The sequence below is a fragment of the Bradyrhizobium sp. 14AA genome, assembly GCF_054185205.1.
In genome coordinates this window covers 486,509-512,017 of sequence record NZ_JAVAYM010000001.1, presented here as the reverse complement: position 1 = coordinate 512,017, position 25,509 = coordinate 486,509, and the positions used below count along the sequence as shown (strand labels likewise).

Annotated in this window: 22 protein-coding genes; 9 read left to right on the top strand and 13 right to left on the bottom strand. The window is 66.3% G+C overall.

Features of this window, described 5'->3' with window-relative positions:
- Window positions 1–16 precede the first annotated feature (16 nt).
- The 4 genes from RAD15_RS02245 to RAD15_RS02230 are packed head-to-tail and all read left to right on the top strand — an operon-like array spanning window position 17 to window position 3,406.
- On the top strand, window positions 17–814 hold the full coding sequence (locus RAD15_RS02245) for a transporter substrate-binding domain-containing protein (RefSeq protein WP_458173932.1): 798 nt from the start codon (window positions 17–19) through the stop codon (window positions 812–814).
- Window positions 815–871: 57 nt separating this feature from the next.
- Complete coding sequence (locus tag RAD15_RS02240) at window positions 872–1,216, top strand: RidA family protein (protein WP_212453444.1); 345 nt, start codon at window positions 872–874, stop codon at window positions 1,214–1,216.
- Window positions 1,217–1,274: 58 nt separating this feature from the next.
- Entirely contained in the window at window positions 1,275–2,300 is a 1,026-nt protein-coding gene (locus tag RAD15_RS02235; RefSeq protein WP_458173929.1) for a succinylglutamate desuccinylase/aspartoacylase family protein, read from the top strand.
- Between the two features lie 41 nt (window positions 2,301–2,341).
- Window positions 2,342–3,406 (top strand): LacI family DNA-binding transcriptional regulator, encoded by a 1,065-nt coding sequence (locus tag RAD15_RS02230; protein WP_458173927.1) that lies wholly within the window; start codon window positions 2,342–2,344, stop codon window positions 3,404–3,406.
- Window positions 3,407–3,414: 8 nt separating this feature from the next.
- Here the strand turns inward: RAD15_RS02230 and RAD15_RS02225 are convergent, their stop codons facing one another.
- From RAD15_RS02225 to guaB, 3 genes are all read right to left on the bottom strand, one after another.
- Entirely contained in the window at window positions 3,415–3,720 is a 306-nt protein-coding gene (locus tag RAD15_RS02225) for a hypothetical protein (protein WP_458173925.1), read from the bottom strand.
- 152 nt (window positions 3,721–3,872) lie between these two features.
- Window positions 3,873–4,895 carry an NADP-dependent oxidoreductase gene (locus RAD15_RS02220; protein ID WP_458173923.1) on the bottom strand — a complete coding sequence of 341 codons (1,023 nt, stop codon included), beginning with the start codon at window positions 4,893–4,895 and terminating at the stop codon, window positions 3,873–3,875.
- A 256-nt stretch (window positions 4,896–5,151) separates the two neighbouring features.
- Entirely contained in the window at window positions 5,152–6,645 is a 1,494-nt protein-coding gene (gene guaB, locus RAD15_RS02215; protein WP_458173921.1) for an IMP dehydrogenase, read from the bottom strand.
- Window positions 6,646–7,057: 412 nt separating this feature from the next.
- Between guaB and RAD15_RS02210 the strand changes: the two genes are divergently transcribed.
- Window positions 7,058–8,548, top strand: coding sequence for an MFS transporter (locus RAD15_RS02210; RefSeq protein ID WP_458173919.1), 1,491 nt, complete (start codon window positions 7,058–7,060; stop codon window positions 8,546–8,548).
- 106 nt (window positions 8,549–8,654) lie between these two features.
- Here RAD15_RS02210 and RAD15_RS02205 read toward each other — a convergent pair whose 3' ends face one another.
- Together RAD15_RS02205 and RAD15_RS02200 are read right to left on the bottom strand one after the other, a co-directional pair.
- Entirely contained in the window at window positions 8,655–9,341 is a 687-nt protein-coding gene (locus tag RAD15_RS02205) for an RlmE family RNA methyltransferase (RefSeq protein ID WP_458173917.1), read from the bottom strand.
- A gap of 1 nt (window position 9,342) precedes the next feature.
- Window positions 9,343–10,416, bottom strand: a complete 1,074-nt coding sequence (locus RAD15_RS02200; RefSeq protein ID WP_458173915.1) for a Ppx/GppA phosphatase family protein — start codon at window positions 10,414–10,416, stop codon at window positions 9,343–9,345.
- 209 nt (window positions 10,417–10,625) lie between these two features.
- Here RAD15_RS02200 and RAD15_RS02195 point away from each other — a divergent pair, with 209 nt between their 5' ends.
- Window positions 10,626–12,998, top strand: coding sequence for a xanthine dehydrogenase family protein molybdopterin-binding subunit (locus RAD15_RS02195; RefSeq protein ID WP_458173913.1), 2,373 nt, complete (start codon window positions 10,626–10,628; stop codon window positions 12,996–12,998).
- Window positions 12,999–13,237: 239 nt separating this feature from the next.
- Here RAD15_RS02195 and RAD15_RS02190 read toward each other — a convergent pair whose 3' ends face one another.
- Window positions 13,238–14,038, bottom strand: a complete 801-nt coding sequence (locus tag RAD15_RS02190; RefSeq protein WP_458173911.1) for a hypothetical protein — start codon at window positions 14,036–14,038, stop codon at window positions 13,238–13,240.
- A gap of 106 nt (window positions 14,039–14,144) precedes the next feature.
- On the opposite strand from RAD15_RS02190, the gene RAD15_RS02185 reads away from it, so the two are divergent.
- From RAD15_RS02185 to RAD15_RS02175, 3 genes are read left to right on the top strand one after another with little or no spacing between them, the layout of a single operon-like run.
- On the top strand, window positions 14,145–14,636 hold the full coding sequence (locus tag RAD15_RS02185; protein WP_458173909.1) for a YaiI/YqxD family protein: 492 nt from the start codon (window positions 14,145–14,147) through the stop codon (window positions 14,634–14,636).
- A 2-nt stretch (window positions 14,637–14,638) separates the two neighbouring features.
- Window positions 14,639–16,450, top strand: coding sequence for an ABC-F family ATP-binding cassette domain-containing protein (locus RAD15_RS02180; RefSeq protein WP_458173907.1), 1,812 nt, complete (start codon window positions 14,639–14,641; stop codon window positions 16,448–16,450).
- Between the two features lie 2 nt (window positions 16,451–16,452).
- Complete coding sequence (locus RAD15_RS02175) at window positions 16,453–17,532, top strand: D-TA family PLP-dependent enzyme (RefSeq protein ID WP_458173905.1); 1,080 nt, start codon at window positions 16,453–16,455, stop codon at window positions 17,530–17,532.
- Between the two features lie 94 nt (window positions 17,533–17,626).
- Here RAD15_RS02175 and RAD15_RS02170 read toward each other — a convergent pair whose 3' ends face one another.
- From RAD15_RS02170 to RAD15_RS02140, 7 genes are all read right to left on the bottom strand, one after another.
- On the bottom strand, window positions 17,627–18,802 hold the full coding sequence (locus tag RAD15_RS02170; RefSeq protein WP_458174991.1) for an NAD(P)/FAD-dependent oxidoreductase: 1,176 nt from the start codon (window positions 18,800–18,802) through the stop codon (window positions 17,627–17,629).
- A 96-nt stretch (window positions 18,803–18,898) separates the two neighbouring features.
- Complete coding sequence (locus tag RAD15_RS02165; RefSeq protein ID WP_458173903.1) at window positions 18,899–19,816, bottom strand: SDR family NAD(P)-dependent oxidoreductase; 918 nt, start codon at window positions 19,814–19,816, stop codon at window positions 18,899–18,901.
- Window positions 19,817–20,041: 225 nt separating this feature from the next.
- Window positions 20,042–20,521, bottom strand: coding sequence for a MaoC family dehydratase (locus tag RAD15_RS02160; protein ID WP_458173901.1), 480 nt, complete (start codon window positions 20,519–20,521; stop codon window positions 20,042–20,044).
- The gene (locus RAD15_RS02155; protein WP_458173899.1) at window positions 20,522–22,237 is read right to left on the bottom strand and encodes an AMP-binding protein; all 1,716 of its coding nucleotides are present in this window, start codon (window positions 22,235–22,237) and stop codon (window positions 20,522–20,524) included.
- A gap of 147 nt (window positions 22,238–22,384) precedes the next feature.
- A complete protein-coding gene (gene mmsB / locus RAD15_RS02150) occupies window positions 22,385–23,302 on the bottom strand; it encodes a 3-hydroxyisobutyrate dehydrogenase (protein WP_458174989.1) in 918 nt (305 codons plus the stop codon).
- Window positions 23,298–24,365, bottom strand: coding sequence for an enoyl-CoA hydratase/isomerase family protein (locus RAD15_RS02145; protein WP_458173897.1), 1,068 nt, complete (start codon window positions 24,363–24,365; stop codon window positions 23,298–23,300). Before RAD15_RS02145 ends, mmsB begins: the two co-directional genes overlap by 5 nt.
- The gene (locus tag RAD15_RS02140; protein WP_458173895.1) at window positions 24,362–25,507 is read right to left on the bottom strand and encodes an isobutyryl-CoA dehydrogenase; all 1,146 of its coding nucleotides are present in this window, start codon (window positions 25,505–25,507) and stop codon (window positions 24,362–24,364) included. Before RAD15_RS02140 ends, RAD15_RS02145 begins: the two co-directional genes overlap by 4 nt.
- Window positions 25,508–25,509: the final 2 nt, after the last annotated feature.

Here is a 25,509-nt window from a genome sequence, read left to right as displayed (position 1 = left end):
CCACCAGGAGAGAGTCATGACACCATTGAAGTCCCTCTTTGCGATCGCAGCCACGGCGCTCGCCGTGCTCGCTGCCCCCACCCTCGCGCAGGCCGACAAGCTCCAGGACGTGCTCGGCTCCGGCAAGCTGCGCGTCGGCATTCTGACCGATGCCGCGCCGTGGGGCTTCAAGGACGACAAGGGCGAGATTGCCGGCCTCGATGCAGACCTCGCGCGGCTGATCGCCGCCGACATGGGCGTGAAGCTCGAACTCGTGCCGGTGACGGGTGCCGCGCGCATCCCGAGCCTGCTCTCGGACAAGATCGACATGCTGATCGCGGGTCTCGGCGCCACGCCCGAGCGCGCCCAGCAGGTGATGTTCTCGCAGCCCTATGCGGTGGTGAATCTCGGCGTCTACGGCGCCAAGTCGCTTCCCGCCGCGACCGGCAAGAAGCCTGACAATCTCGACGGCCGCAGCGTTGCGGTGTCCAAGGGCTCGACGCTCGACGTCTGGCTCACCGACAACGCGCCGAAGGTGAAGCTGGTGCGCTTCGAGGACACGCCGGCGGCGCTCGCCGCCTATCTCGCCGGCCAGGCCGACACCTTCGCGGAGAACAGCGCGATCGCGCTGAAGGTGCAGGAGCAGAACCCGACCAAGGAGGTCGAGCTGAAATTCCTGATCCGCCAGTCGCCGGCCCATGTCGGCGTGCGCCAGGGCGAGCAGAACCTGCTCAACTGGATCAACACCGACATTTTCACCAACAAGCTCAACGGCAAGCTCGGCGCGCTGCAACTGAAATGGTTCAAGGAAGAGCAGACGCTGCCGACGCTGTAAGTTTCAGACAGGCTCCCGCGGTCTGCGCGGGAGCCCCCTTCACGAGGAGAATTCGAGATGATCAAACGTTACGTCGTCGGCTCCCGCATGAGCCAGGCCGTCGCCGCCGGCGGCATGGTCCACATCGCCGGCCAGGTCGCCGACGACCGCAAGACCGGCATCGTGTCACAGACCCAGCAGGTGCTGGCCAAGATCGACGCACTGCTGAAGGAAGCCGGCTCCGACCGCTCGAAGCTGATCGCGGTCAACGTCTTCCTGCCGCACATCACCGATTTCGACACGATGAACTCGGTCTATGACGCCTGGATCGACCCGGCCAACCCGCCGGCGCGCGCCTGTGTCGAAGCGCGTCTCGCAGATCCCGATTTGCGCGTCGAGATGACCGCGGTCGCCCTGCTCTAAAGCCCAGATCTTCCAACCTTCGGCCGGCGCCGGCGACGGCGCGGCCCCGAGGCAAGCCATGCATACCGGACTGTTTCACGAGATCGATTTCGAGAAGGACCAGAAATGGTCCGGCCATCTCGGCATTCCCTTCTCGATCGACCGCTCCCCCTACTACCAGCTCAAGATCCCGATCTTCCGGATCAAGAACGGCGCCGGCCCAAAGCTGTTGTTGATGGCCGGCAATCACGGCGACGAATATGAGGGCGAGATCACGCTGACGCGGCTGTATCGCCGGCTCGATGCCGGGGCCGTCAAGGGCGAAATCACCATCCTGCCCTTCGCCAACCTGCCCGCCGTGATGGCGGCGCGGCGCCGCTCGCCGCTCGACGAGGGCAATCTCAACCGGGCCTTCCCGGGCGATGCCGCGGGCACGCCGACGTTTCGTCTGGCGCATTTCCTCGAGCACGAGCTGTTTCCGCGCCACGACGTGGTGTTCGATATCCATTCCGGCGGCACCTCGATGGCGCATGTGCCTTGCGCGCTGATCGAGCGACAGGGACCGCCCGAGATGTTCGGCCACGCGCTGTGCCTGATGGAGGGGTTAGGGATGCCCTTCGCCTTCGTCGCCGAGAACGGCGCCACCGCCCCGACCTCGATGGCGGCGGCCGCGCGCGCCGGCGCGATCGGGCTGTCCGGCGAGTTCGGCGGTGGCGGCACCGTCACGCCGCAGACCATGGCGTTCACCGCGCGTGCCGTCGATCGCCTGCTGCTGGCACTTGGCCTCGTCCAGGCCCCGGTGCTGGGGCCGCATGCGCCGGTCGAGCGCGCCACCGAGCTGCTGGCGCTGCAGAGCCATGCGCAGGCGGTGTTCGCGACCCGCCGCGGCTGGTTCGAGCCCGCCGTCATGGTTGGCGCGCGCGTTGCGGCCGGCGACATCGCCGGCTGGTATCATGATTTCGAGCGTCCGGAGCTGGCTGAAGAAGTGCTGCGCTTCCCCGCCGACGGCATCGTGATCTCGCAGCGCCTGCACACCGACAGCCAGAGCGGCGACTGCCTGGTCCAGGTCGGCCGCGCGCTGTCGCGCGACGAGGTGGCGCGTTGAGCTTTGGAGACGTTGCCGACATCAACTAATCTCGGGAATCGATGACCGATCCGGCAAAGCCGAGCTATGACGACGTGGTGCGCATCCCGGCGCCGCCGGGGCGCAGCAGTGCGACCGGACGGCCGCCGCGCATCGAGGAGGTCGCGGAGCGCGCGGGCGTTGCGCCGATCACGGTGTCGCGGGTGCTGCGTCATCCCGAGAAGGTCAATCGCGAGACGCGCGAGCGCATTCTCGAAGTGATCGAGGCAACCGGCTACGCCTCCAACCCGCATGCCCGCGCGCTGCGCTCGGGGCGGTCGAACGTCGTGATGGCCTTCGTCTCCAACATCCTCAGCCAGCAGTTTGGCCTCGCGGTCCGCAGCTTCGCCGCCACGCTGGAGCCGGAAGGCTTTGAAGTGCTGATCGGCCAGACCTCCTACTCCTATGCCAAGGAGGTCGCGATGATCCAGTCGCTGCGCGGCATCCGCCCCGCGGCGGTGATGTTCACCGGCGTGATCGAGCTCGAGGAGAACCGCGCAGCGCTGCTGGAGCTCGGCATTCCAGTGATCGAGACCTGGGCCTATCCGCGCGATCCCATCGACATGCTGGTGGGTCTGCCCAACGCGGACGCCGGCGCGATGGCGGCGCGCAGGCTGGCTGAGGCCGGACATCGCCGCGTCGCCTTCATCGGTCGCACCAGCGGCCGTGGCGCGCTGCGCCGCGACGGGTTTCGTGCTGCGGCGGCTCAGCTGGGCCTCGAGATCGTCCACGAGATCGGCCTCGGCGAGATCACCGGCCTCGCCGACGGCCGCGCCGCGTTCACCGCGCTGATGGAGCGCGGCGGCGACGTCGATGCCGTGTTCTGCGCCAACGATTTGCTCGCGACCGGCGCGCTGATCGAGGCCCGCGCCCGCGGCCTGTCGGTGCCGCGCGATCTCGCCGTGCTCGGCTTCGGCGACAACGACGTCGCCGATCAGATCACGCCCGGCCTCACCACCATTTCCTTCGATGCGGCGGCCATGGGGCGTATCGCGGGCGAACTGCTGCTGGCGCGCCTGGCCGGTACCCAGCTCGCCGAGCAGCGGCGCGCGGTCGATCTGTTCCTGGTCGAGCGCGGCAGCGTCTGAACCCGGGATTAAGCGACGCTCTTGAGATCCTGCTGGATGGCGGCCAGCAGGGATTGCAGCGCCGCGCTGTCCACCGGCTTTGCCTCGGCCTTCGGGGACTGGAGATGGGCGGGCTGGACCCTGGCTAGATGCACAGCCTTGACCGGACGCTTCGGGAATGGCGGCGGTGCCGGCATCGCGCTTTGCGTGAAATCGCCCTCCTCGGCATGAACGAACTTGCCATGGATGACGTCGTCACGGCGGCCCATGACGAACATCGTCGCCCAATAGCCGGCGGCCAGAAGGATTACGCAGAAAAGAACAATCTCTAACATCATCGCACCCGAAATATGCGCGATAATTCAATGCCTTCGCCGGCACGTCAATGAACCGTCGGTCACACCCGCGGCTTTTGCGGGCGGGTGTGACCGATTAGTGACTCTTTTTTAACCATCCACCGCCCCGAGGGGGGCTGGATGCGGCCAGATCAGACCCTATCCGGCCCGACCCGCACGAGCTGCTTGCCGAAATTGGCCCCCTTCAGCAGCCCCATGAACGCGCCAGGGGCGCTTTCCAGGCCCTCGGTGACGAACTCCTTGTACTTGACCTTGCCGTCGCGGACCCAGCCGGACATGTCGCGCAGGAAGTCGCCGTGACGGGCGGCGAAGTCGGAGACGATGAAGCCGCGGAACGTCAGCCGCTTGGTCAGGGTCGCGCGCATCATGCTGGCGGCCCATTTCGGCGGCTTGGCCTCGGTGTCGTTGTAATGCGCGATCAGGCCGCAGACCGGCACGCGCGCGAATTGATTGAGCAGCGGGAACACCGCCTCGAACACGGCGCCGCCGACATTCTCGAAATAGACGTCGATGCCTTTCGGGCAGGCGTCCTTCAGCTTGGCGGCGAGATCGGGATCGCGGTGATCGATGCAGGCATCGAAGCCGAGCTCCTTCACGACGTAGTCGCACTTGTCCTTTCCGCCGGCGATGCCGACCGCGCGTGCGCCCTTGATCTTCGCGATCTGGCCGACGGCCGAGCCGACCGCACCGGAGGCGCCGGCGACGACGACGGTCTCGCCTTCCTGCGGCTTGCCGATGTCGAGCAGGCCCGTATAGGCGGTCATGCCGGGCATGCCGAGCACGCCGATGGAGGTCGAGATCGGCCCGAGCTTCGGATCGACCTTGATCAGGCCCTTGCCGCTGGAAATCGCATGCGTCTGCCAGCCGGAGCGGATGCGCACGATGTCGCCCTTAGCGAAATCAGGATTGTTGGACGCGGCGACCTCGCTGACCGCCTCGCCCTCCATCACGCCGCCGATCGGCACCGGTGCGGCATAGGACGGACCATCGCTCATGCGCCCGCGCATGTACGGATCGAGCGAGAGCCAGATCGTGCGCAGCAGGACTTCACCTGCCGCAGGCGCCGGCACTGCGAATTCCTCGATACGGAAATCGGACGGTTTGGGTTCACCGACGGGACGCGCGGCGAGAACGATGCGTTTGCCTTGGGACATGGCTTCCTCCTGATTATTGCTTCGGCGTGAACGGAAGCGGAGGGAGCGAAGCGCGTCAATACAAAAGGATTGGAGTGGTTGGTCGCCGGGGCGCGCGTACGCCGCTCGAGTGTCCCGGACGCGCTGCAACGTGCAACGTTGCTGCGCAGAGCCGGGACCCAGAAAGCAACACGGCAAAATGCGGAGACATGGGCCCCGGCTCTGCAGCGCACCGCTGAAGAAGCGCTGCGCTGCGTCCGGGGCACGAGACCGAGGACTAACCGCCGCCCGGATAGTTCGGGGCCTCGCGCGTGATCGTGACGTCGTGGACGTGGCTTTCGCGCAGGCCCGCGCCGGTGATGCGGACGAAGTTCGCCTTCTCGTGCAGCTCCTTCATGTCCTTTGCGCCGACATAGCCCATGGCGGCGCGTAAGCCGCCGGCGAGCTGGTGCATGACGTTGCCGACCGGGCCCTTGTAGGGCACCTGGCCCTCGATGCCTTCAGGCACGAGCTTGAGCGTGTCCTTGATGTCCTGCTGGAAGTAGCGGTCGGCAGATCCGCGCGCCATCGCGCCGACCGAACCCATGCCGCGATACGCCTTGTAGGAGCGGCCCTGCCACAGGAAGACTTCGCCAGGCGTCTCGTCGGTGCCGGCAAGCAGCGAGCCGACCATCGCGATGTCGGCGCCGGCTGCGAGTGCCTTGGCAAGATCGCCGGAGAACTTGATGCCGCCGTCGGCGATGACGGGGATGTCGGACTTCTTCGCCGCTTCTACCGCATCCATGATCGCGGTGAGCTGGGGAACGCCGACGCCGGCGACGATGCGCGTGGTGCAGATCGAGCCCGGCCCGATGCCGACCTTGATGCAGTCAGCGCCCGCGTCGATCAGCGCCTGCGCACCCTCCGTGGTCGCGACGTTGCCGGCGACCACCTGCACGGAATTGGACAGACGCTTGATGCGATTGACCGCGTGCAGCACGTGACGGGAATGGCCGTGCGCGGTGTCGACGACGACGAGATCGACGCCGGCGTCGATCAGCCGCTCGGTGCGCTCGAAGCCGGTGTCGCCGACGGTGGTGGCGGCGGCGACGCGCAGGCGTCCCTGCGCGTCCTTGCAGGCGAGCGGATGGGCGACCGCCTTCTCCATGTCCTTGACGGTGATCAGGCCGACGCAGCGATATTGCTCGTCGACCACGAGCAGCTTCTCGATGCGATGATGGTGCAGCATCCGCCGCGCCTCGTCCTGGCTGACATTCTCGCGCACCGTGACGAGGCCTTCATGCGTCATCAGCTCGGAGACTTTTTGCCGGCGGTCGGTGGCAAAGCGCACGTCGCGGTTGGTGAGGATGCCGACCAGCTTGCCCGGCGTGTTCTTGCCGGCGCCCGTGACGACGGGAATGCCGGAGATGCCGTGGTCGCTCATCAGCTTGAGCGCATCGTCGAGCGTCGCCTCGGGGCTGATGGTGAGCGGGTTCACCACCATGCCCGACTCATAGCGCTTGACCTGCCGGACCTGGGCGGCCTGCCCCTCGGGGTCGAAATTACGGTGGATGACGCCGAGGCCGCCGGCCTGCGCCATGGCGATCGCCATGCGGGCCTCGGTGACGGTGTCCATGGCGGAAGCCATGATCGGGATGTTGAGCGGAATGGCGCGGGTGACGCGCGAGCGGATGTCGACCTCGCCCGGCATGACGTCCGACAGGCCCGGCTTCAACAGCACGTCGTCGAACGTAAAGGCTTCGCGGATGCCTTGAAGTTGCACCGTGGCCATCTGCCAACTCCTTCCTGCGGCCCTGCCGCAAATGCTTATGGATGAGCGCCGCCCTCGGCGTACCTTGCGGCATCGCCTTAAGAATCGGAGCCCATCGGTGGGGTTGACGCGGGTCGATAGCACGGCCGCGTGACGAATCAAAGCAAATCGAGCCGCTGGCCAGCCATGCACAGGCTTTTTACGCAAATTCAGCGGGGATAGCCGGTCCGGCGTCTTTGGCCGGCCCGCCGCGCTCGCGGATCGCGTCCACGACCTCCCGGTGCGGCCGGTCCTCCGATGCAACCGCATCTCGGGTCACACCGTTGTTACGCGGGATTTAGGTGCTATGCGCCGATCCGCAATGGTCGGAGGCCGAAGGCGGTGATAAGCCGCAAATCTCGCCCTTCCCTCCGATTTCCATTACCAATCCGTCATGGTCGACAAGCAACGCATCATTCCGCTGATCGTGGCCACTGCTCTCTTCATGGAGAACATGGATTCGACGGTGATCGCCACCTCGCTGCCGGCGATCGCGGCCGACATCGGCACCAGCCCCCTGACGCTCAAGCTCGCGATCACGTCCTACCTGCTGTCGCTGGCGGTGTTCATCCCGGCGAGCGGCTGGACCGCGGACCGGTTCGGCGCGCGGATGGTGTTCGCGATCGCGGTCGGCGTGTTCATGGTCGGCTCGGTCGGCTGCGCGCTGTCGACCTCGGTCACCGACTTCGTGTTCGCGCGCATCCTGCAAGGCATGGGCGGGGCGATGATGACGCCGGTCGGCCGTCTCGTGCTGCTGCGCTCGGTCGACAAGAGCGCGCTGGTCAACGCGATGGCCTGGGTGACGGTCCCTGCCCTGATCGGCCCGGTGATCGGCCCGCCGCTGGGCGGCTTCATCACGACCTACGCCTCCTGGCACTGGATCTTCCTGATCAACATCCCGATCGGGCTGCTCGGCATCTTCATGGCGCTGCGCTTCATCGATCCCATCAAGAGCGAGACGCAGGAGCCGTTCGATCTCTACGGCATGGTGCTCGCGGGCATCGGGCTTGCCGGCATCGCGTTCGGTCTCTCCGTCGCCGGGCTCAATCTGCTGCCCTGGAGCACAGTGGCAGCGTTGATCGTGGGCGGCGCGATCTCGATGACGCTGTATGCCCTGCACGCGCGGCGGACGGGATCGCCGGTGCTGGACTTTTCGCTGCTGAAGCTGCCGACGCTGCGCGCGGCGATTTTCGGCGGCTTCCTCTTCCGGCTCGGCATCGGCGCGCTGCCGTTCCTGCTGCCGCTGCTGATGCAGATCGGCTTCGGCCTGTCGCCGTTCCATTCCGGCCTCGTCACCTTCGCCTCCTCGTTAGGGGCCATGGGCATGAAGACGCTGGCGGCGCGCATCATCCGCACCTTCGGCTTCCGCAATCTGATGACGGTGAACGCGATCGTCAGCGCGTTCTTTCTCGCCGTCTGCGCGCTGTTCACCGTGACGACGCCGCTGCTCATCATCATGGTGATCCTGGTGGTCGGCGGCTTCTTCCGCTCGCTGGAGTTCACCGCGATCAACACCGTCGCCTATGCCGACGTGGAGAGCCCGCAGATGAGCCGTGCCACCACGCTCGTCAGCGTCAACCAGCAACTCGCGGTCTCCGCCGGCGTCGCCGTTGGCGCCGCGTGCGTCGAGACGACGATGTGGCTCCACCATGTCAGCGAGATCGACGCCACCGTATTCGCCCCGGCCTTCGTCGTGATCGCGCTGACCTCGGCGGCCTCGAGCTGGTTCTTCTGGCAGATGCCCGTTGATGCCGGCCACGAGATCTCCGGCCGCAAGGCAGTGGAGATCGCAAGCCGCAAGGGCGCGGCGAAGAGCGCAGCCAGCGCCGCCGTCAAGACGGCGACGGAGGATACGCAGGACGTGCGGGATCAGCGGTTGGGGTAGTCTTTGCTGTCGTCATTGCGAGCGCAGCGAAGCAATCCAGACTGCATCTACGGAGACAGTCTGGATTGCTTCGTCGCTTCGCTCCTCGCAATGACGGGGTCTGTGGCTACGCCTTCGCCCCGCCGCGAAACCCTGTCGCCAACACATAGCGCTCGGAGGAATCCTGCCGGCTCGCGGCCGGCTTGACGTGGCGCACCGTCGCGAAGTCGCGCTTGAGCTGGGCGAGCAGATCGGCGTCGGCGCCGCTCTGGAAGGTTTTTGCCAGGAACGTGCCGCCGGGCTTGAGCACGTCGCAGGCGAACGCGGCGGCGGTTTCGACGAGGCCGACGATGCGGAGCTGGTCGGTCTTGCGGTGGCCGGTGGTGTTGGCCGCCATGTCGGACATCACGACGTCGGCGCCGCCCCCTAGCATCGCGGTGAGTTTTTCCGGCGCGTCGTTGTCCATGAAGTCGAGCTGCGCGAAATCGACGCCGGGAATCTCGGGCATTTCCAACAGATCGATCGCGACGACCTTGCCCTTGCCTTCCACCGAGCCCACGCGCTTGGCAGCGATCTGGCTCCAGCCGCCCGGCGCGGCGCCAAGATCGACCACGGCCATGCCGGGCTTCAAGAGCCGGAACTTGTCGTCGATCTCCAAGAGCTTGAACGCGGCGCGCGAGCGATAGCCCGCGGCCTTCGCCTTGGCGACATAGGGATCGTTGAGCTGACGCTCCAGCCACAGCTTCGACGACAATTTGCGCTTGCCGCCGGTCTTGACCTGGACGTGCAAGCGGCCGGTGGTGTCCTTGGCCATCTCACCAGCTCCTGAGCGCGCCGTCCTCGCGCATCATCTCGACCAGCATGCCCTCGCGCAGGCCCCGGTCGGCGACGCGCAGGCGCGGCAGCGGAAAGGCGCGGCGGATAGCGTCGAGGATGGCGCAGCCCGCGAGCACGAGATCGGCACGCTCGATGCTGATGCAATTGTTGCCGGCGCGCTCCTCGTAGCTCATGCCGAGCAGCTTCTTGATGGTCGCGGTGATGTCGGTGTCGTTCATCCAGATGCTGTCGATGCGGCGGCGGTCGTAGCGCGCGAGGTTGAGATGGATGCCGGCGAGCGTCGTCACCGTGCCTGACGTGCCGAGCAGATGCATGTCGGCGAGATCGCTGCCGTGCTGTTCGGCGAAGGGCGCGACGTGGTTTGCGACCTCCTGCTCCATCGCGGCGTAGATCTCAGGCGTCACGTCGCGGCCGCCGAACTGCTCGGCGAGCGTGACCACACCGTACGGGATCGACATCCAGGCTTTGATCCGCGGCTCCGGATTTTGCGGATCGCGCTCGATCCGCACCAGCTCGGTCGAGCCGCCGCCGATGTCGAACAGGATGGCGCCCCTGCCCCTGGGATCGACCAGCGGCGAGCAGCCGAGCACGGCAAGCGCGGCCTCGGTCTCGCGGTCGATCACCTCGAGCTCGATGCCCGTCTCGGCCGCGACGCGGCTGCGGAACCCCTCGGCATTCGAGGCCGCGCGACAGGCTTCGGTCGCGATCAGCCGCAGCCGTTTGGCTTTGCGCAAATTGATCTTGTCGCGGCAGATGCTGAGCGCGGCAACGGCGCGCTCAATTGCGGCCTCGCTGATGCACCCGGTCGCCGAGACGCCCTCGCCGAGCCGGATAATGCGCGAGAAAGAGTCGACGACGCGAAAGCCGTCCTGGGTCGGACAAGCGATCAGCAGCCTGCAATTATTGGTGCCGAGGTCCAGTGCCGCATAGACGCCGGTTCCCGGCGCCTGCACGGGGACGGCCGGTTCGGTGGCCAACGCCACCGCCGCCATCGACCCCTCCAGCTCACCGTGCGGCGCATGGCCGTCGCGGAGCCGCGTGTGGTCATTCATACAAACTGTCTTTCCGAGGCCGCATGGGCCGGTCAGGAATTGCTTTTTCGCCTGAAACATTAGCAGCGCAGCCGGTCTGCGCAACATCGCATCACATGGGACCATGCCCATTCGTGCGTTGTCGTGAACGGGGTGGTGGGTTATCTCAAAGGGGTCCGGTGCCCCGCTGCCGCGAAAATGCGCAAATGCCGGCTTTTCAGGTCATTTCCATGCAAGAACACACCAAATCGTCCACGCTCGAAAACGCTATTGCACTGCAAAAATATGGCGTCGGGCAGCCGGTCCGCCGCAAGGAGGACGACACGCTGGTGCGCGGCAAGGGCCGCTACACCGACGATTTCAACCTGCCCAGCCAGGCCTATGCCGTGGTCGTCCGTTCCACCCATGCTCATGGAATCATCCGCGGCATCGGCATCGACGCCGCCAGGGCGATGCCGGGCGTGCTGGGCGTGTGGACCGGCAGGGATCTCGACGCCGCCGGCTATGGTCCCTTCACCTGTGGCCTGCCGCTGAAGAGCCGCGACGGCTCGCCTTTGCTCCAGACCAACCGCCAGCCGCTCGCGACCGACAAGGTCCGCTTCGTCGGCGATCCCGTCGCCTTCGTGGTGGCCGAGACGCTGGCGCAGGCGCGCGACGCGGCCGAGGCGGTCGAGCTCGACATCGAGCCGCTGCCGGCCGTGACCGATCCCGAGGAAGCCGCCAAGCCCGGCGCACCGCAGCTCTACGATCACATTCCGAACAATGTCGCGCTCGACTACCATTATGGCGACATGGAGAAGGTGAACGCGGCCTTCGCGAGCGCTGCGCATGTGACCAGGGTCGACATCGAGAACACCCGCGTCGCCGTGGTGTCGATGGAGCCGCGCGTCGGCCTTGCTTCCTACGACAAGACGTCCGAGCGCTACACCCTCCAGGTGCCGACGCAGGGCGTCGCGGGCAACCGCGCCAACCTCGCCAAGAACCTGAAGGTGCCGAACGACAAGGTGCGCATCCTCACCGCCAATGTCGGCGGCTCCTTCGGCATGAAGAACATCAACTATCCCGAGTACATGTGCATCCTGTACGCGGCGAAGGCGCTGGGACGCCCGGTGAAGTGGCTCGACGAGCGCTCGACCAGCTTCCTCTCCGACAGCCACGGCCGCGCGCAGAAGATCCATGCCGAGCTGGCGCTCGACGCCGAAGGGCACTTCCTCGCGACCAAGCTGTCCGGCTACGGCAATCTCGGCGCCTACATCACCGGCGTTGCGCCCGGCCCGCTCTCGCTCAACACCGGCAAGAACTTTTCCAGCGTCTACCGCACGCCATTGATGGGCGTCGATATCAAGACGGTGCTCACCAACACCACGCTGATGGGCGCCTATCGCGGCGCCGGCCGGCCCGAGGCGAACTACTACATGGAGCGGCTGATCGACGCCGCCGCCGACGAGATGGGCATCAACCGGCTGACCTTGCGCAAGCGCAACTTCATCAAGCAGAGCCAGATGCCGTTCCCGGCCTCCTCCGGCGTCACCTATGACAGCGGCGACTTCCAGGCCGTGTTCAGCAAGGCGCTCGAAATCTCCGACCACGAGAACTTCGCCAAGCGCAAGAAGGAGAGCAGGAAGGCCGGCAAGCTGCGCGGCATCGCGGTCGGCTCCTATCTCGAGGTCACCGCGCCGCCGAGCCCCGAGCTCGGCAAGATCGTGTTCGATGCCGATGGCACCGTGCAGCTCATCACCGGCACGCTCGATTACGGCCAGGGCCATGCGACGCCGTTCGCGCAGGTGCTGTGCGAGCAGCTCGGCGTTCCCTTCGAGAGCGTCAAGCTGGTCCAGGGCGACAGCGACATCGTCCACACCGGCAACGGCACCGGCGGTTCGCGCTCGATCACCGCGAGCGGCATGGCGATCGTGGGCGCCGCCAAGCTCGTGATCGAAAAGGGCAAGCGCGCCGCCGCACACATGCTGGAGGCCTCCGAGGCCGACATCGAGTTCGCCGACGGCAGTTTTACGATCGCCGGCACCGACCGCAGCATCGACATCATGGAGCTGGCCAAGAAGCTTCACGACGGCAAGGTGCCGGAGGGCGTGCCTGACAGCCTCGACGTCGACCACACCAGCGAGGCGGTGCCGTCGGCCTTCCCGAACGGCTGCCACGTCGCCGAGGTCGAGATTGATCCCGACACCGGCGTCGTGCAGATCGTGCGCTACAGCGCGGTCAACGATTTCGGCACGGTGATCAACCCGCTGCTGGTCGCGGGCCAGCTCCATGGCGGCGTCGTCCAGGGCATTGGCCAAGCGCTGATGGAGCACATCCGCTACGACGAGAGCGGCCAGCCGATCACGGGGTCGCTGATGGACTACGCGCTGCCGCGCGCGGAGGACGTGCCCAACATGACGATCGGCGACCACCCGGTGCCGGCCACGACCAATCCGCTCGGCAGCAAGGGCTGCGGCGAAGCCGGCTGCGCCGGCAGCATGTCGACGGTGGTGAATGCGGTGGTCGATGCGCTGTCAGACTACGGCATCAAGCACATCGACATGCCGCTGACCCCGGAGCGCGTGTGGCGGGCCATTCAGGACGCGAAGGGCAAGGCGGCGTAAGGCTGCCCTTCCGCCTCCACAACAATGCTGTCATCGCCCGCCTTGTGCGCAATTGCGCACTGGGGCGGGCGATCCATTACTCCGAGACAGTCGTGATTGGCCGAGAGGCTTCGGCGTACTGGATGCCCCGCCTTCGCGGGGCATGACACCGTGTGAAATCGGTCCTGTCATTCCGGGGCGGTCCGCAGGACCGAACCGGTTCGATGCTTCGCATCGCCCCGGAATGACGTTGTCGGTAATTACGCCACCGCCTGCTCGCGCGGCTGGTAGATCGCGGTGTGCTGGCAGTGCGCCAGAGGCGTGGTGCCGTTGGCGACGACCAGCGCGTCGAGCTCCACGAAGCGGTGGCCTTTCTTCTCGTAGTTCGCGGTGACCCTCGCCCGCGCGGTGATCTCATCGCCGGCGCGCGCGGCGGACAGCAGCTGCATGCGGCTACCGACGTGGATCCACGGACCCAGGATCGTATTGTCGACGAGCACGCGGTTCATCACGCGCTGGATCAGTCCGGGATGGCCGAGGCCCTCGCGAACGAAGATCGGATCGGTCTCCCTGATGTCGGCGAGATAATCCGTCGCATCCTGCCCGGCCCAGCGTAGAGGAGCCGTGCCGAGCCATTTGCCAGTTTCGAACGTCGCGAGGCTCACCGGCTTGCGCTCGGCGACCACAGGGACCGCGATATAGTCGCTCAACGACACCACAGGCGCCGCCGCCGGCAGCAAGGCCGTGCCCGTCGCGCACAGCTCGGTGCGGCTGAACACCTCGATCGTGAGCAGGCCGTTGTGCTCGGTCGCGTCGACATCGGCAGGCTCGCCGTCATAGACCGGTTTGATGAACCGCGCCTCGACCAGCCCACGCGCGAGGAAATCGCGGCCCCACCGCGCCAGAGGCACGTGCATCATGTAGGCAAAGACATCGACGCCCGGCACCAGCCCGCCGGAAAAGCCGAAACGGCGCGCCACCGTGTCGTCATGCATCTTGTTTTCGGATTGCTTGGCGGTGTTGTAGGCCTCGACGCGCCAGGTTTCGAGCCGGTTCGGCATGGCTTGGCTTTCCCCATATTCTTGTTGTTTCGGGCCGATCGTAGGGCCCAGGGAACATCGGTCAATCCCCTCGCCTTTGCGGCCCGAATGGGGTACCACGCGGCGAATGACTGACACCCCCACCCGCATCTATGTCGACGCCGACGCCTGTCCGGTGAAGGACGAGATCTACCGCGTCGCGCTCCGGCACGGCGTGCCTGTGAGCGTGGTCGCCGGCAACTTTATCCGCGTGCCGCAGGACCCGCTGATCGAGCGCATCGCCGCCGGTAGCGGCATGGACGCGGCCGACGACTGGATTGCGGAGCGCGCCAAATCCGGCGACGTAGTCGTGACGTCAGATATTCCGCTCGCGAGCCGCTGCGTCAAGGCCGGCGCCGACGTGATCGCGCCGAACGGCAAGCCGTTCACCGAGGAGTCGATCGGGATGACGCTGGCGGTGCGCAATCTGATGACCGATCTGCGCTCGGCCGGCGAAGTCACGGGCGGACCGCGCTCGTTCGCGCCGCGCGACCGCTCGGCCTTCCTCTCGGCGCTCGACCAGACGCTGCGCCGGATCCAGCGCCGCCGCGCCGATCAGGCCGCAACGAGCCAAGGCTGACGATGGCGCCCCCGCTGATCCAACTGAAAGACATCAGGCTCACCTTTGGCGGCACGCCGCTGCTGTCAGGCGTCGAGCTCAATGTCGCACCGAGCGAGCGCGTCTGCCTGATCGGCCGCAACGGCTCGGGCAAGTCGACGCTGCTCAAGATCGCGGCCGGCCTCGTCGAGCCCGACGGCGGCACGCGCTTCGTGCAGCCCGGCGCGACCGTGCGCTATCTGCCGCAGGAGCCGGACTTCGGCGACCACAAGACCACGCTCGCCTATGTCGAGTCCGGGCTCGCCCCCGGCGACGACCAGCATCAGGCGCGCTACCTGCTGGAGCAGCTTGGCCTGACCGGCGACGAGAACCCGCACAATCTCTCCGGCGGCGAGGCCCGCCGCTCAGCACTGGCCTATGTGCTCGCGCCTTCGCCCGACATCCTGCTGCTGGACGAGCCGACCAACCATCTCGATCTCGCCACCATCGAATGGCTGGAACAGGAGCTCGACAGCCGCCGCAGCGCGCTGGTCATCATCAGCCACGACCGGCGCTTCCTCACCAATCTCTCGCGCGCGACGGCATGGCTCGACCGCGGCCGGATCAAGCAGATCGACCGTGGCTTTGCCTCGTTCGAGACCTGGCGCGACGAGGTGCTGGCCGAGGAAGAGCGCGACCAGCACAAGCTCGATCGCAAGATCGTCGACGAGGAGCACTGGCTGCGCCACGGCGTCTCCGGCCGCCGCAAGCGCAACGTCAAGCGGCTCGCCAATCTGCACACGCTGCGCGACCAGCGCCGCAACTATCGCGGCACCGCCGGCACGGCCAGTCTCGCCGCCGCCGAAGCCGAGCAATCCGGCAAGCTGGTGATCGAGGCGAAAGGCATCACGAAATCCTATGGCGAACGCAAGATCGTCGAGAATTTTTCGACCCGCATCCAGCGCGGCGACCGGCTCGGCATCATCGGGCCGAACGGCGCCGGCAAGACCACGCTGGTCAATCTGCTCACCGGCGGCGCGGAGCCTGATTCTGGCACCGTACGGTTGGGGGCCAATCTGGAGACGGCCACGCTCGACCAGCACCGTGAAAGCCTCGACCCCAAATCGACGCTGGCCGAGGCGCTGACCGGCGGCCGTGGCGACCAGATCATGGTCGGCGGCAAGCCGAAGCATGTGGTCGGTTACATGAAGGACTTCCTGTTCGCCCAGGAGCAGCGCGGCACGCCCGTGGAGGTGCTCTCGGGCGGCGAGCGCGGCCGTCTGATGCTGGCGCGCGCACTGGCGAAGCCGTCGAACCTGCTGGTGCTGGACGAGCCGACCAACGATCTCGACCTCGAAACCCTCGACGTTCTCGAAGAGATGCTCGGCGACTACGAGGGCACGGTCATCCTGATCAGCCATGACCGCGACTTCCTCGACCGCGTCGTCACCTCCGTGATCGCGCCCGAGGGCAACGGCAAATGGATCGAATATGCCGGCGGCTACAGCGACATGCTGGCGCAGCGCGGCGCCGATTTGAAGCGCGAGACCGCGAAGGCGCAAGCCCCTGCGGAGAAGAAAGAGGATCGCCCTGCTCCGGCAACGTCCGTGTCCAAGCGCAAGCTGAGCTTCAACGAGAAGCACGCGCTGGAAACGCTGCCTAAGAAGATGGAGACGCTGCACGCCGACATTGCAAAGCTGCAGCGCGTGCTTGACGATCCCAACCTCTACACCAAGGATCGCAAGAAATTCGACGATACCTCGGCCGCCATCGCCAAGGCACATGACGAACTGTCCGCCGCCGAAGAGCGCTGGCTTGAACTTGAAATGCTTCGCGAAGAAATAGAGCAGGCCTAATCATGACAACGACTCTCGCCGCAAAAATCGCCCGCGAATACGGTACCCCCTGCGCCGTCATCGACATGGACAGGGTCGAGCGCAACATCGCGCGGATCCAGAAGGCCTGCGATGAGGCCGGCGTCGCCAACCGTCCGCACATCAAGACGCACAAGAACCCGACCATTGCGAAGATGCAGGTCGCGGCCGGCGCCAAGGGCATCACCTGCCAGAAGATCGGCGAGGCCGAGATCATGGCCAATGCCGGCATCGACGACATCCTGATCAGCTACAATCTGCTTGGCGAGGAGAAGATGGCGCGGCTCGGCGCGCTGAATGCCAAGACCAACATGACGGTCGCCGCCGACAATTCGACCGTCGTCGCCGGCCTGCCGAAGGCAGCTGCGGCCTCAGGCCGCTTGCTCTCGGTCGTGGTCGAATGCGACACGGGACGCAAGCGCGCAGGCGTCGAGACGCCGGCCGAGGCCATCGCGCTGGCGCGTGAGATCGCAGCGTCCAAGGGGCTGCAATTTGCCGGCTTCATGCTCTATCCGACCGAGACCGGCTGGGCCGATGCGCAGAAATTCTATGACGAAGCGCTGGCCGGCGTGCGGGCGCACGGGCTGGACGCAAAAATCGTCTCGACCGGCGGCACGCCGAACCTGAAAAACATCGGCAAGCTCAAGGGCGGCACCGAGCATCGCTTCGGCACCTACATCTACAACGACCGCATGCAGGTCGCCGCGGGATCTGCGACCTGGGACGATTGCGCACTGCACATCTATTCGACGGTGGTGAGCCGCGCCGCCCCCGAGCGCGGTATCCTCGATGCCGGCTCGAAGACGCTGACCACGGACACCGGCGGCCTCGACGGTCATGGGTTGATCCTGGAGCACCCCGAGGCCAAGATCGCGCGCTTCGCGGAAGAACACGGCTTCCTCGATCTCTCCCGCAGCAACACGCGGCCGAACATCGGCGACGTCGTCCGCATCGTGCCGAACCACGTCTGCGTCGTCGTCAACATGATGGACGAGGTGGTGATGGTGCGCGGCGAGGAGATCATCGGCACGCTGCCGGTGGCGGCGCGGGGCAAGCTGCGGTAGGCGCTCTCTCCACCGCCGTCATTGCGACGAAGCAATCCAGACTACCTCTGCGGAGTGATCCTGGGTTGCTTCGCTACGCTCGCAATGACGGTGGTTAGCGTTTGAGCCATCTCAGCGCACCCCTGCCCGCGGCCGCCCCCGTCGCAAACGAGGCCTGCAGCAGGTAGCCGCCGGTCGGCGCCTCCCAATCCAGCATCTCTCCGGCGGCGAACACGCCTGGCAATTTGCGCAGCATGAAGTGGTCGTCGAGCTCGTCGAAGGTGATCCCGCCCGCGGTCGAGATGGCGCGATCGATCGGAGCGACGCCGGTGAGCTCTACCGGAATCGCGTTCACCAGATGCGCAAGCTCCGCCGGCGAGAACGCTGCCAGCGGCCGGCCGGATGCGATGGCGGCCTCCTGCATCAGGCCGATGCCAACCGGCGACAATTGCGCCGCCTTGCGCAGGAAGTTCGCCAGCGATTGCTTGCCACGCGTCCCTGATAGCCGCGTCGTCAGCGCGGCCGTGTCGAGATCGGGCCGCAATGCGATCATCAACCGCGCCTGCCCGAGGCCCAGCACCGCCTCGCGCAGCTCCGCCGACAGCGCGTAGATCGCGCCGCCTTCGATGCCGCCGCGCGTGATCATGGCTTCGCCCCGCACCGCGTGCGCGCCGATCGTCAGCGCCACGCCCTTGAGCGGTTGGCCCTCGAAACGATCGCGGAACACATCGGACCAGGCGACCGTGAAGCCGGAATTGGCTGGCCGCAACCGTGAGATGGTCACCCCCTTCGCCGCGAGGATGTCGGCCCAGCCGCCATCGGACCCAAGCCGCGGCCAGCTCGCGCCGCCGAGGACCAGCACCGTGGCGCTGGCCGCGATGATTTGCGCGCCACCAGGCGTCTGAAACCGGAGCCGCCCCTCCTCGTCCCAACCGGTCCAGCGATGGCGAAAGGCGAACCGCACTCCACCCGCATCAAGCCGCCGGAGCCACGCGCGCAGCAAGGGCGAGGCCTTGAACGCTTTCGGAAACACCCGTCCGCTGGTGCCGACGAAGGTCGGCTCGCCCAGCGCCGCGCTCCAGGCGCGGAGTGCGTCAGGGGAAAATGCCTCGACCGCCGCTTGCAGCTTCGGTGCGGCCTCGCGATAGCGCGCCATGAACTGCGGGAGCGGCTCGCTGTGGGTGAGATTGAGCCCGCCCCGGCCCGCCATCAGCAATTTGCGGCCCGCGGACGGCATCGCGTCGTACACGGTGACGCGGGCGCCGCCCTGCGCCAGCACCTCCGCTGCCATCAGCCCGGCGGGGCCGGCACCGATGACGGCGATGTGGTTGTCGGTTGAAGTCATGGCGGGAGTTTAGGCCAGATTCTCACGCCAGGCTCGACAGTCTCAGAGCTTGATGCCCGCCCGCGCCGCGGCCTGGGCCACGTACTTCTGCGTCTGCTCGAACGCGCCGGTCAGCGCCTTCGCCTTGGACATGTCGCTGATCTCGGCGAAATGGGCGGCGACCGCGTCCGGCGTCCATTCGGACTCCGGCAGGTTGATGCCTTCGCTCTCCACGATCTTGATCACGGCGAAGGAACCGGCGCCGGCGCCCATGATGGTGCGGGTCGGCGCGTCCTCGCTCAGCATGTACTCGACCGCCGGCGTAATCGCGTTCGGCTTCATCAGCTGCAGCGCCTGCGGCGGCAGCAGCTCTTCGGTCATGCGGGTTGCTGCCGTCGGCGAGATGATGTTGACGCGGATGTCGGTCTTGCGGCCCTCCTCCGCGAGCACGTTCATCAGCCCGACCATGCCTGATTTCGCCGCGCCGTAATTGGCCTGGCCGAAATTGCCGTAGAGTCCCGACGACGACGTCGTCAGCACGATGCGGCCGTAATTGCGGTCGCGCATGCCGGCCCAGGCCGCCTTGCAGCAATAGAAGGTGCCGACGAGATGCACGTCGAGCACCTTCTGGAAATCGGCGGCTTCCATCTTGCCGAACGACTTGTCGCGCAAAATGCCGGCATTGGCGCACAAGAGATCGACGCTGCCCCACTCCCTGGTGGCGCGCTCGACCATCGCGGTGACCTGCTCGAAGTTCGAGACGTCGGCGCCGTCGGCCATCGCCGTGCCGCCAGCCTTGCGGATCTCCTCGACCACGGCCTCGGCCGGGGAGAGCGAGCCGCCGGTGCCGTCACGCGCGCCGCCGAAATCGTTGACGACGACTTTTGCGCCGCGGCTGGCCAGGCCAAGGGCGTGCGCCTTGCCGAGGCCATTGCCCGCGCCTGTGACGATGGCGACGCGTCCGTCGAACCTGATTGCCATGGGTAAGAATCTCTATTCTTCCCTTCTCCCCTTGTGGGAGAAGGTGGCGCGAAGCGCCGGATGAGGGGTCTCTCTCGGCAGGTGCGCTCGCGGAGAGAGACCCCTCACCCGCCTCGCGTTCCGCGAGGCACCCTCTCCCACAAGGGGAGAGGGTAAGACCCCGCTCGTGTCGCTTTTTGAGCAGCGAAGCGCCGCCCGGTCAAGCCCAGCCAGGAGGGCGCCGGTTCACACGAAATAGATCAGCCCCAGCCATTCCGCGACCAGCGCCGGCTTGTCCTCGCCTTCGATCTCCACCGTCACGTTGGTGCGGGACTGCAATTCATTAGGCTTGCGCAGCTTGGCCTCCGCCAGCACGAAACGGCCGCGGACGCGCTTGCCTGAACGCACCGGGGAGATGAAGCGCAGCTTGTCGAAGCCGTAGTTCACACCCATCGTGGTGCCGGCAATCACAGGCATCACCTCATAGGACATGATCGACAGCAGCGACATCGTCAGGAAGCCGTGGGCGATGGTGGTGCCGAACGCCGTCTCCTTCTTCGCGCGTTCCGGATCGACATGGATGAACTGGTGATCCTCGATCACGTCGGCATAGGTGTCGATGCGGGGCTGGTCGATCAGGTGCCACGACGACACGCCGATCTCCTTGCCGACCATGGCCTGATAGGCATCGAGCGTAATCGGCGGCTTCTTCCAGACTTCGTTCACTTAGGTCTCACTCCGGGTTTTCGGCAGTTCCGGAAAATCCTCCTCGCGGAATTCCCGGCCGCGCAGCGGATCATTGCGATCATCGTCGCGCTCCAGCCTGCGTAGCTGCACACGACGGATTTTTCCAGAGATCGTTTTCGGCAGTTCAGTGACGATTTCGAGACGACGGATGCGCTTGAACGGCGCAAGGCGCGTGTGCAGGTGCTTGAAGATGGAGAGTGCCGTCTCCGGCGAGCGCTCCGCGCCCGATGTCAGCAGCACGAACGCCTTGGGGATCGCGAGCCGGATCGGATCGGGGCTCGGCACCACCGCGGCTTCGGCGACGAGCTCGTGCTCGAGCAATACGCTCTCCAGCTCGAACGGGCTGATGCGGTAATCTGAGGATTTGAACACGTCGTCGGAACGGCCGACGAAAGTGAGATAGCCATCCTCGTCTTCGAACACGACGTCGCCGCTGCGATAGAGCGCGCCTTCCGCGCCGGACAGCTGGCCGTCGTCGCCCTGATAGCCCTGCATCAAGCCAGCGGGACGCTCATTGCCGAGCACCAGCGTCACCTCGCCTTCCTTCGCCTTATTGCCGTCGGCATCGCTGATCTGCACGCGATAGCCCGGCAGCGGCCGGCCCATCGAGCCGACCTTGATTGTCTGCCCGGGCGAGTTGCCGGCGAGCGCGGTGGTCTCGGTCTGGCCGTAGCCGTCGCGGATGGTGAGGCCCCAGGCGGCCTGCACCTGGTCGATCACTTCAGGATTGAGCGGCTCGCCGGCGCCGCAGACCTCGCGCAATGCGACCTTGAACGAGGCCAGGTTCTCCTGGATGAACAGCCGCCACACCGTCGGCGGCGCGCACAGCGTGGTGACGCCGCAGCGGCCGATGGTGGCGAGCAGGCCCTTGGCGTCGAAGCGCGGCTGGTTGACCACGAACACGGTGGCGCCCGCATTCCACGGCGCGAAGAAGCAGCTCCAGGCGTGCTTGGCCCAGCCGGGCGATGAGATGTTGAGATGGATGTCGCCGGGCTTCAGCCCGATCCAGTACATGGTCGAGAGATGGCCGACGGGATAGCTGCGCTGGCTGTGCCGCACCAGCTTCGGTTTTGCCGTGGTGCCCGAGGTGAAATAGAGCAGCATCGGGGCGTCGGCGTTGGTCGGGCCGTCGGGCGCGAAGGTCTCAGGCGCTTTGGCCGCCTCCGCATAGGCGAGCCAGCCGTCGGAGGCCGCGCCAGCCACGATGCGCACGACGTTCTCGGCACCAAGGCTCGCGAATTTCGCGACCTGATCCTCGGCGGCCACCACCGCCCTCGCCTTGCCGCGATCGAGCCGGTCGCGCAGCTCCTCGGCGGTCAGCAACGTGGTCGCGGGGATCACGACGACGCCGAGCTTCATCGCCGCCAGCATGGTCTCCCACAACGGAACCACGTTGCCGAGCAACAGCAGCAGATGGTCGCCGCGCTTCAAGCCCTGCGCGCGGAGGAAATTTGCCACCTGGTTCGAGCGCTTCGAGAGCGCCGCGAAGGACAGTTTTGTCTGCCGGTCCTGCGCGGCATCGACGATCCAGAGCGCAGGCCGGTCCTTGGCTTCGGCATCCTTCGCCAGCTCGTCGAACCAGTCGAGCGCCCAGTTGAAGGGAACCGGATCGGGCCAGCGGAAGCCTTTGACCGCCGTCTCGTAGTCCGTGCGGTGATCGAGCAGAAACGCGCGTGCTTCCTGAAATGTCGTCATGGTTCAAGCCCGTCGAATTCGCGCATGGCAGCGAGCGTCGCATTCGAACGTAGCCCGGATGGAGCGAAGCGCAATCCGGGGTCGGTCGCGCCAATCGAAGGAGCTGTCCCGGACTTCGCTTCGCTCCATCCGGGCTACAAGCGGAGGCTATTTCCCGGCCAGCTCCCTAACGTGCTTGATAATTCCGGAAAAATCCACCCCACCCTGCCCGGCTGCGTCGAAAGACTGATAGATCTCCTGCGCATGCTTGCCGAGCGGCGTCGCCGCGCCGGCGGCCTTCGCCGCGTCCTGCGCCAGCGTCAGATCCTTCACCATCAGCGCCGAGGCGAAGCCCGGCTTGTAATCGTTGTTCGCCGGCGAGGTCGGCACCGGACCCGGCACTGGGCAATAGGTCGTCAGCGACCAGCATTGGCCCGACGAGGTCGAGGCGACGTCGAACAGCGCCTGGTGCGAGAGCCCGAGCTTTTCGCCGAGCGCAAAGGCTTCACTCACCGCGATCATGGAGATGCCGAGGATCATGTTGTTGCAGATCTTGGCAGCCTGGCCGGCGCCGGCGCCGCCGCAATGCACGATCTTCTTGCCCATCTTCTCGAGCACGGGCTTTGCGGCGGCAAATGCCTTGTCATCGCCGCCGCACATGAAGGTCAGTGTTCCGCCCTTGGCGCCGCCGGTGCCACCTGAGACCGGCGCGTCCACCGAGAGCACGCCGTTCTTGGCCGCGAGCGCGTGCGCCTGCCGCGCGCTCTCGACGTCGATGGTGGAGCTGTCGATGATCAGCGCGCCCTTGGTCATGGTGGGCACGACCTCGTTCCAGACGCCGAGCACGTGCTTTCCGGCCGGCAGCATGGTCACGACGACATCGGCGCCCTTCACCGCGCCCGTGGCGCTGTCGGCGATGCCGGCACCATCGGCCTTGGCCTGCGCGCGCGAGGCTTCAACGAGATCGAACGCGACCACCTTGTGGCCGGCCTTGACCAGATTGGCCGCCATCGGGCCGCCCATGTTGCCGAGACCGATGAATGCGATCGTGGCCATTGTCGTTTCCTCCGCTGTAGCGTTGTTAATCGAACTTCAGTTCGTCGGCGCCGATCTCGGCGAGATACGGCGCAAGCATTTGCGGCGTCACGTCCTCGATTCGCGGCGGCGACCAGGTCGGATTGCGGTCCTTGTCAATCACGGCGGCGCGCACGCCTTCGCGGAAATCGTCGCTGCGGAAGACTTCCAGCGCGGCGCGATATTCGCGCACCAGGCACTCCTCCAGGCTCGACGCCTCGCGCGCGAGCCGCAGCAGCTTCAGCGTCACCACCATGCCGCGCGGCGATTTCTCGTTGAGCGTCTTCAGCGTGGCCAGCGCGAACTCCGAGCCGTCACGCGCGAGCGCAGCAAAAATGTCTTCCATTCGGTCGAAGCCGAACAACGCATCGATAGCAGGCTCCTTGGCCGCGACCGGACCTGCTGTTTCGCCGGTCGCAAAGCCATTGATGAGCCCGCTGACCTCGGCTGCGGTCGCGCCCGGACGAACCTTCGTCAGCGCCTCGCGCAGCTCCGGCCATTTGGCCACCGCCACCACGGCGTCGGCGAATTTTGCATGGATGGCGTCGGGCCCGTTCATGGTCTGGCCGGTGAGCCCAAAGTAGGTGCCGATCTCGCCCGGCGAGCGGGACAACAGATAGGTGCCGCCGACATCGGGAAAGAATCCGAGCCCGACCTCGGGCATCGCGAGCTTGGTGCGATCGGTGACGATCCGATGGCTGGCATGGGCGGAGAGCCCGACACCGCCGCCCATCACGATGCCGTCCATAAAGGCGACATAGGGCTTTGGGAACTTCTTGATGCGCGCGTTGAGGATATATTCCTCGCGCCACAGGATCTTGCCGAGGTCACCGTTGACCTTGGAGCTTTCCCAGAGCGTGCGGATGTCGCCGCCGGCGCACAGGCCACGCTCGCCGGCACCTTCCAGCAGGATCAATGCGACGGCCGGGTCGGCCTCGAAGCGGTCGAGCGCCTTCTCGATGTCGCGAAACATCTCCAGCGTGACGGCGTTGATCGCCTTCGGACGGTTGAGCCTGATGACGCCGGCCGAGCCCTCGACGCGGGCGACGAGATCGCCCTCTTCCACACCACTCATCGCGCGCCCTCGATCAATTTGCGCGCCACGATGAGCCGCATGATTTCATTGGTGCCTTCGAGAATCTGGTGCACGCGCAGATCGCGCACGATCTTCTCGATGCCGTATTCGCTGAGGTAGCCGTAGCCGCCGTGCAGCTGCAGCGCATGGTTGGCGACCTCGAAGCCGACATCGGTGCCGAAACGCTTTGCCATCGCGCACAGCATGGTGGCATCAGGGTCTTTCCGGTCCAGCGCCGCCGCGGCGCGCCACAGGAAGGTGCGTGCGGCCTCGAGCTCGATCGCCATGTCGGCGAGACGGAACTGCAGCGCCTGGAATTCGTCGAGACGTTTTCCAAACGCCTTGCGCTCCTTCATGTAGGCGCGCGCCTTGTCGAGCGCGGTCTGCGCGCCGCCGAGCGAGCATGCGGTGATGTTGAGGCGACCACCGTCGAGGCCGGCCATCGCGATCTTGAAGCCGACACCCTCTTCGCTCAGCCGATTGGCCACCGGCACGCGGGCGTTCTCGAACATCACGGCGCGGGTCGGCTGCGCATTCCAGCCCATCTTGCGTTCATTGGCGCCGAAGGAAACGCCCGGCGTCTTGCCGTCGATGACGAGGGTCGAGATGCCGCCCGGGCCGTCACCGCCGGTGCGCACCATCGCGACGAGGAGATCGGTGCCGCCGGCGCCGGAGATGAACTGCTTCTGGCCGTTGAGCACGTAATGATCGCCGTCGCGCACCGCGCGGGTCCGCAGCGCTGCGGCGTCGGAGCCCGCGCCCGGCTCGGTCAGGCAGTAGCTTGCGATCAGCTCCATGGTGCAGAGCTTTGGCAGCCATTTGTGGCGCTGGGTGTCGCTGCCATAGGCATCGATCATCCAGGACGCCATGTTGTGGATGGAGATGAAGGCGGAAGTGGTCGGGCAGCCCGTCGCCAGCGCCTCGAAGATCAGCGCCGCGTCGAACCGCGTCATGGCGGAGCCGCCGACATCCTCGCGGATGTAGATGCCGCCCATGCCGAGCGTTGCGGCCTCGCGCATGACTTCGACGGGGAAATGCTTCTCCTCATCCCAGCGCAGCGCGTGCGGCGCGATCTTTTCCGCCGCAAACGCCAACGCCATGTCGCGAACCGCGATCTGATCCTCGTTCAGAGCGAACTGCATGG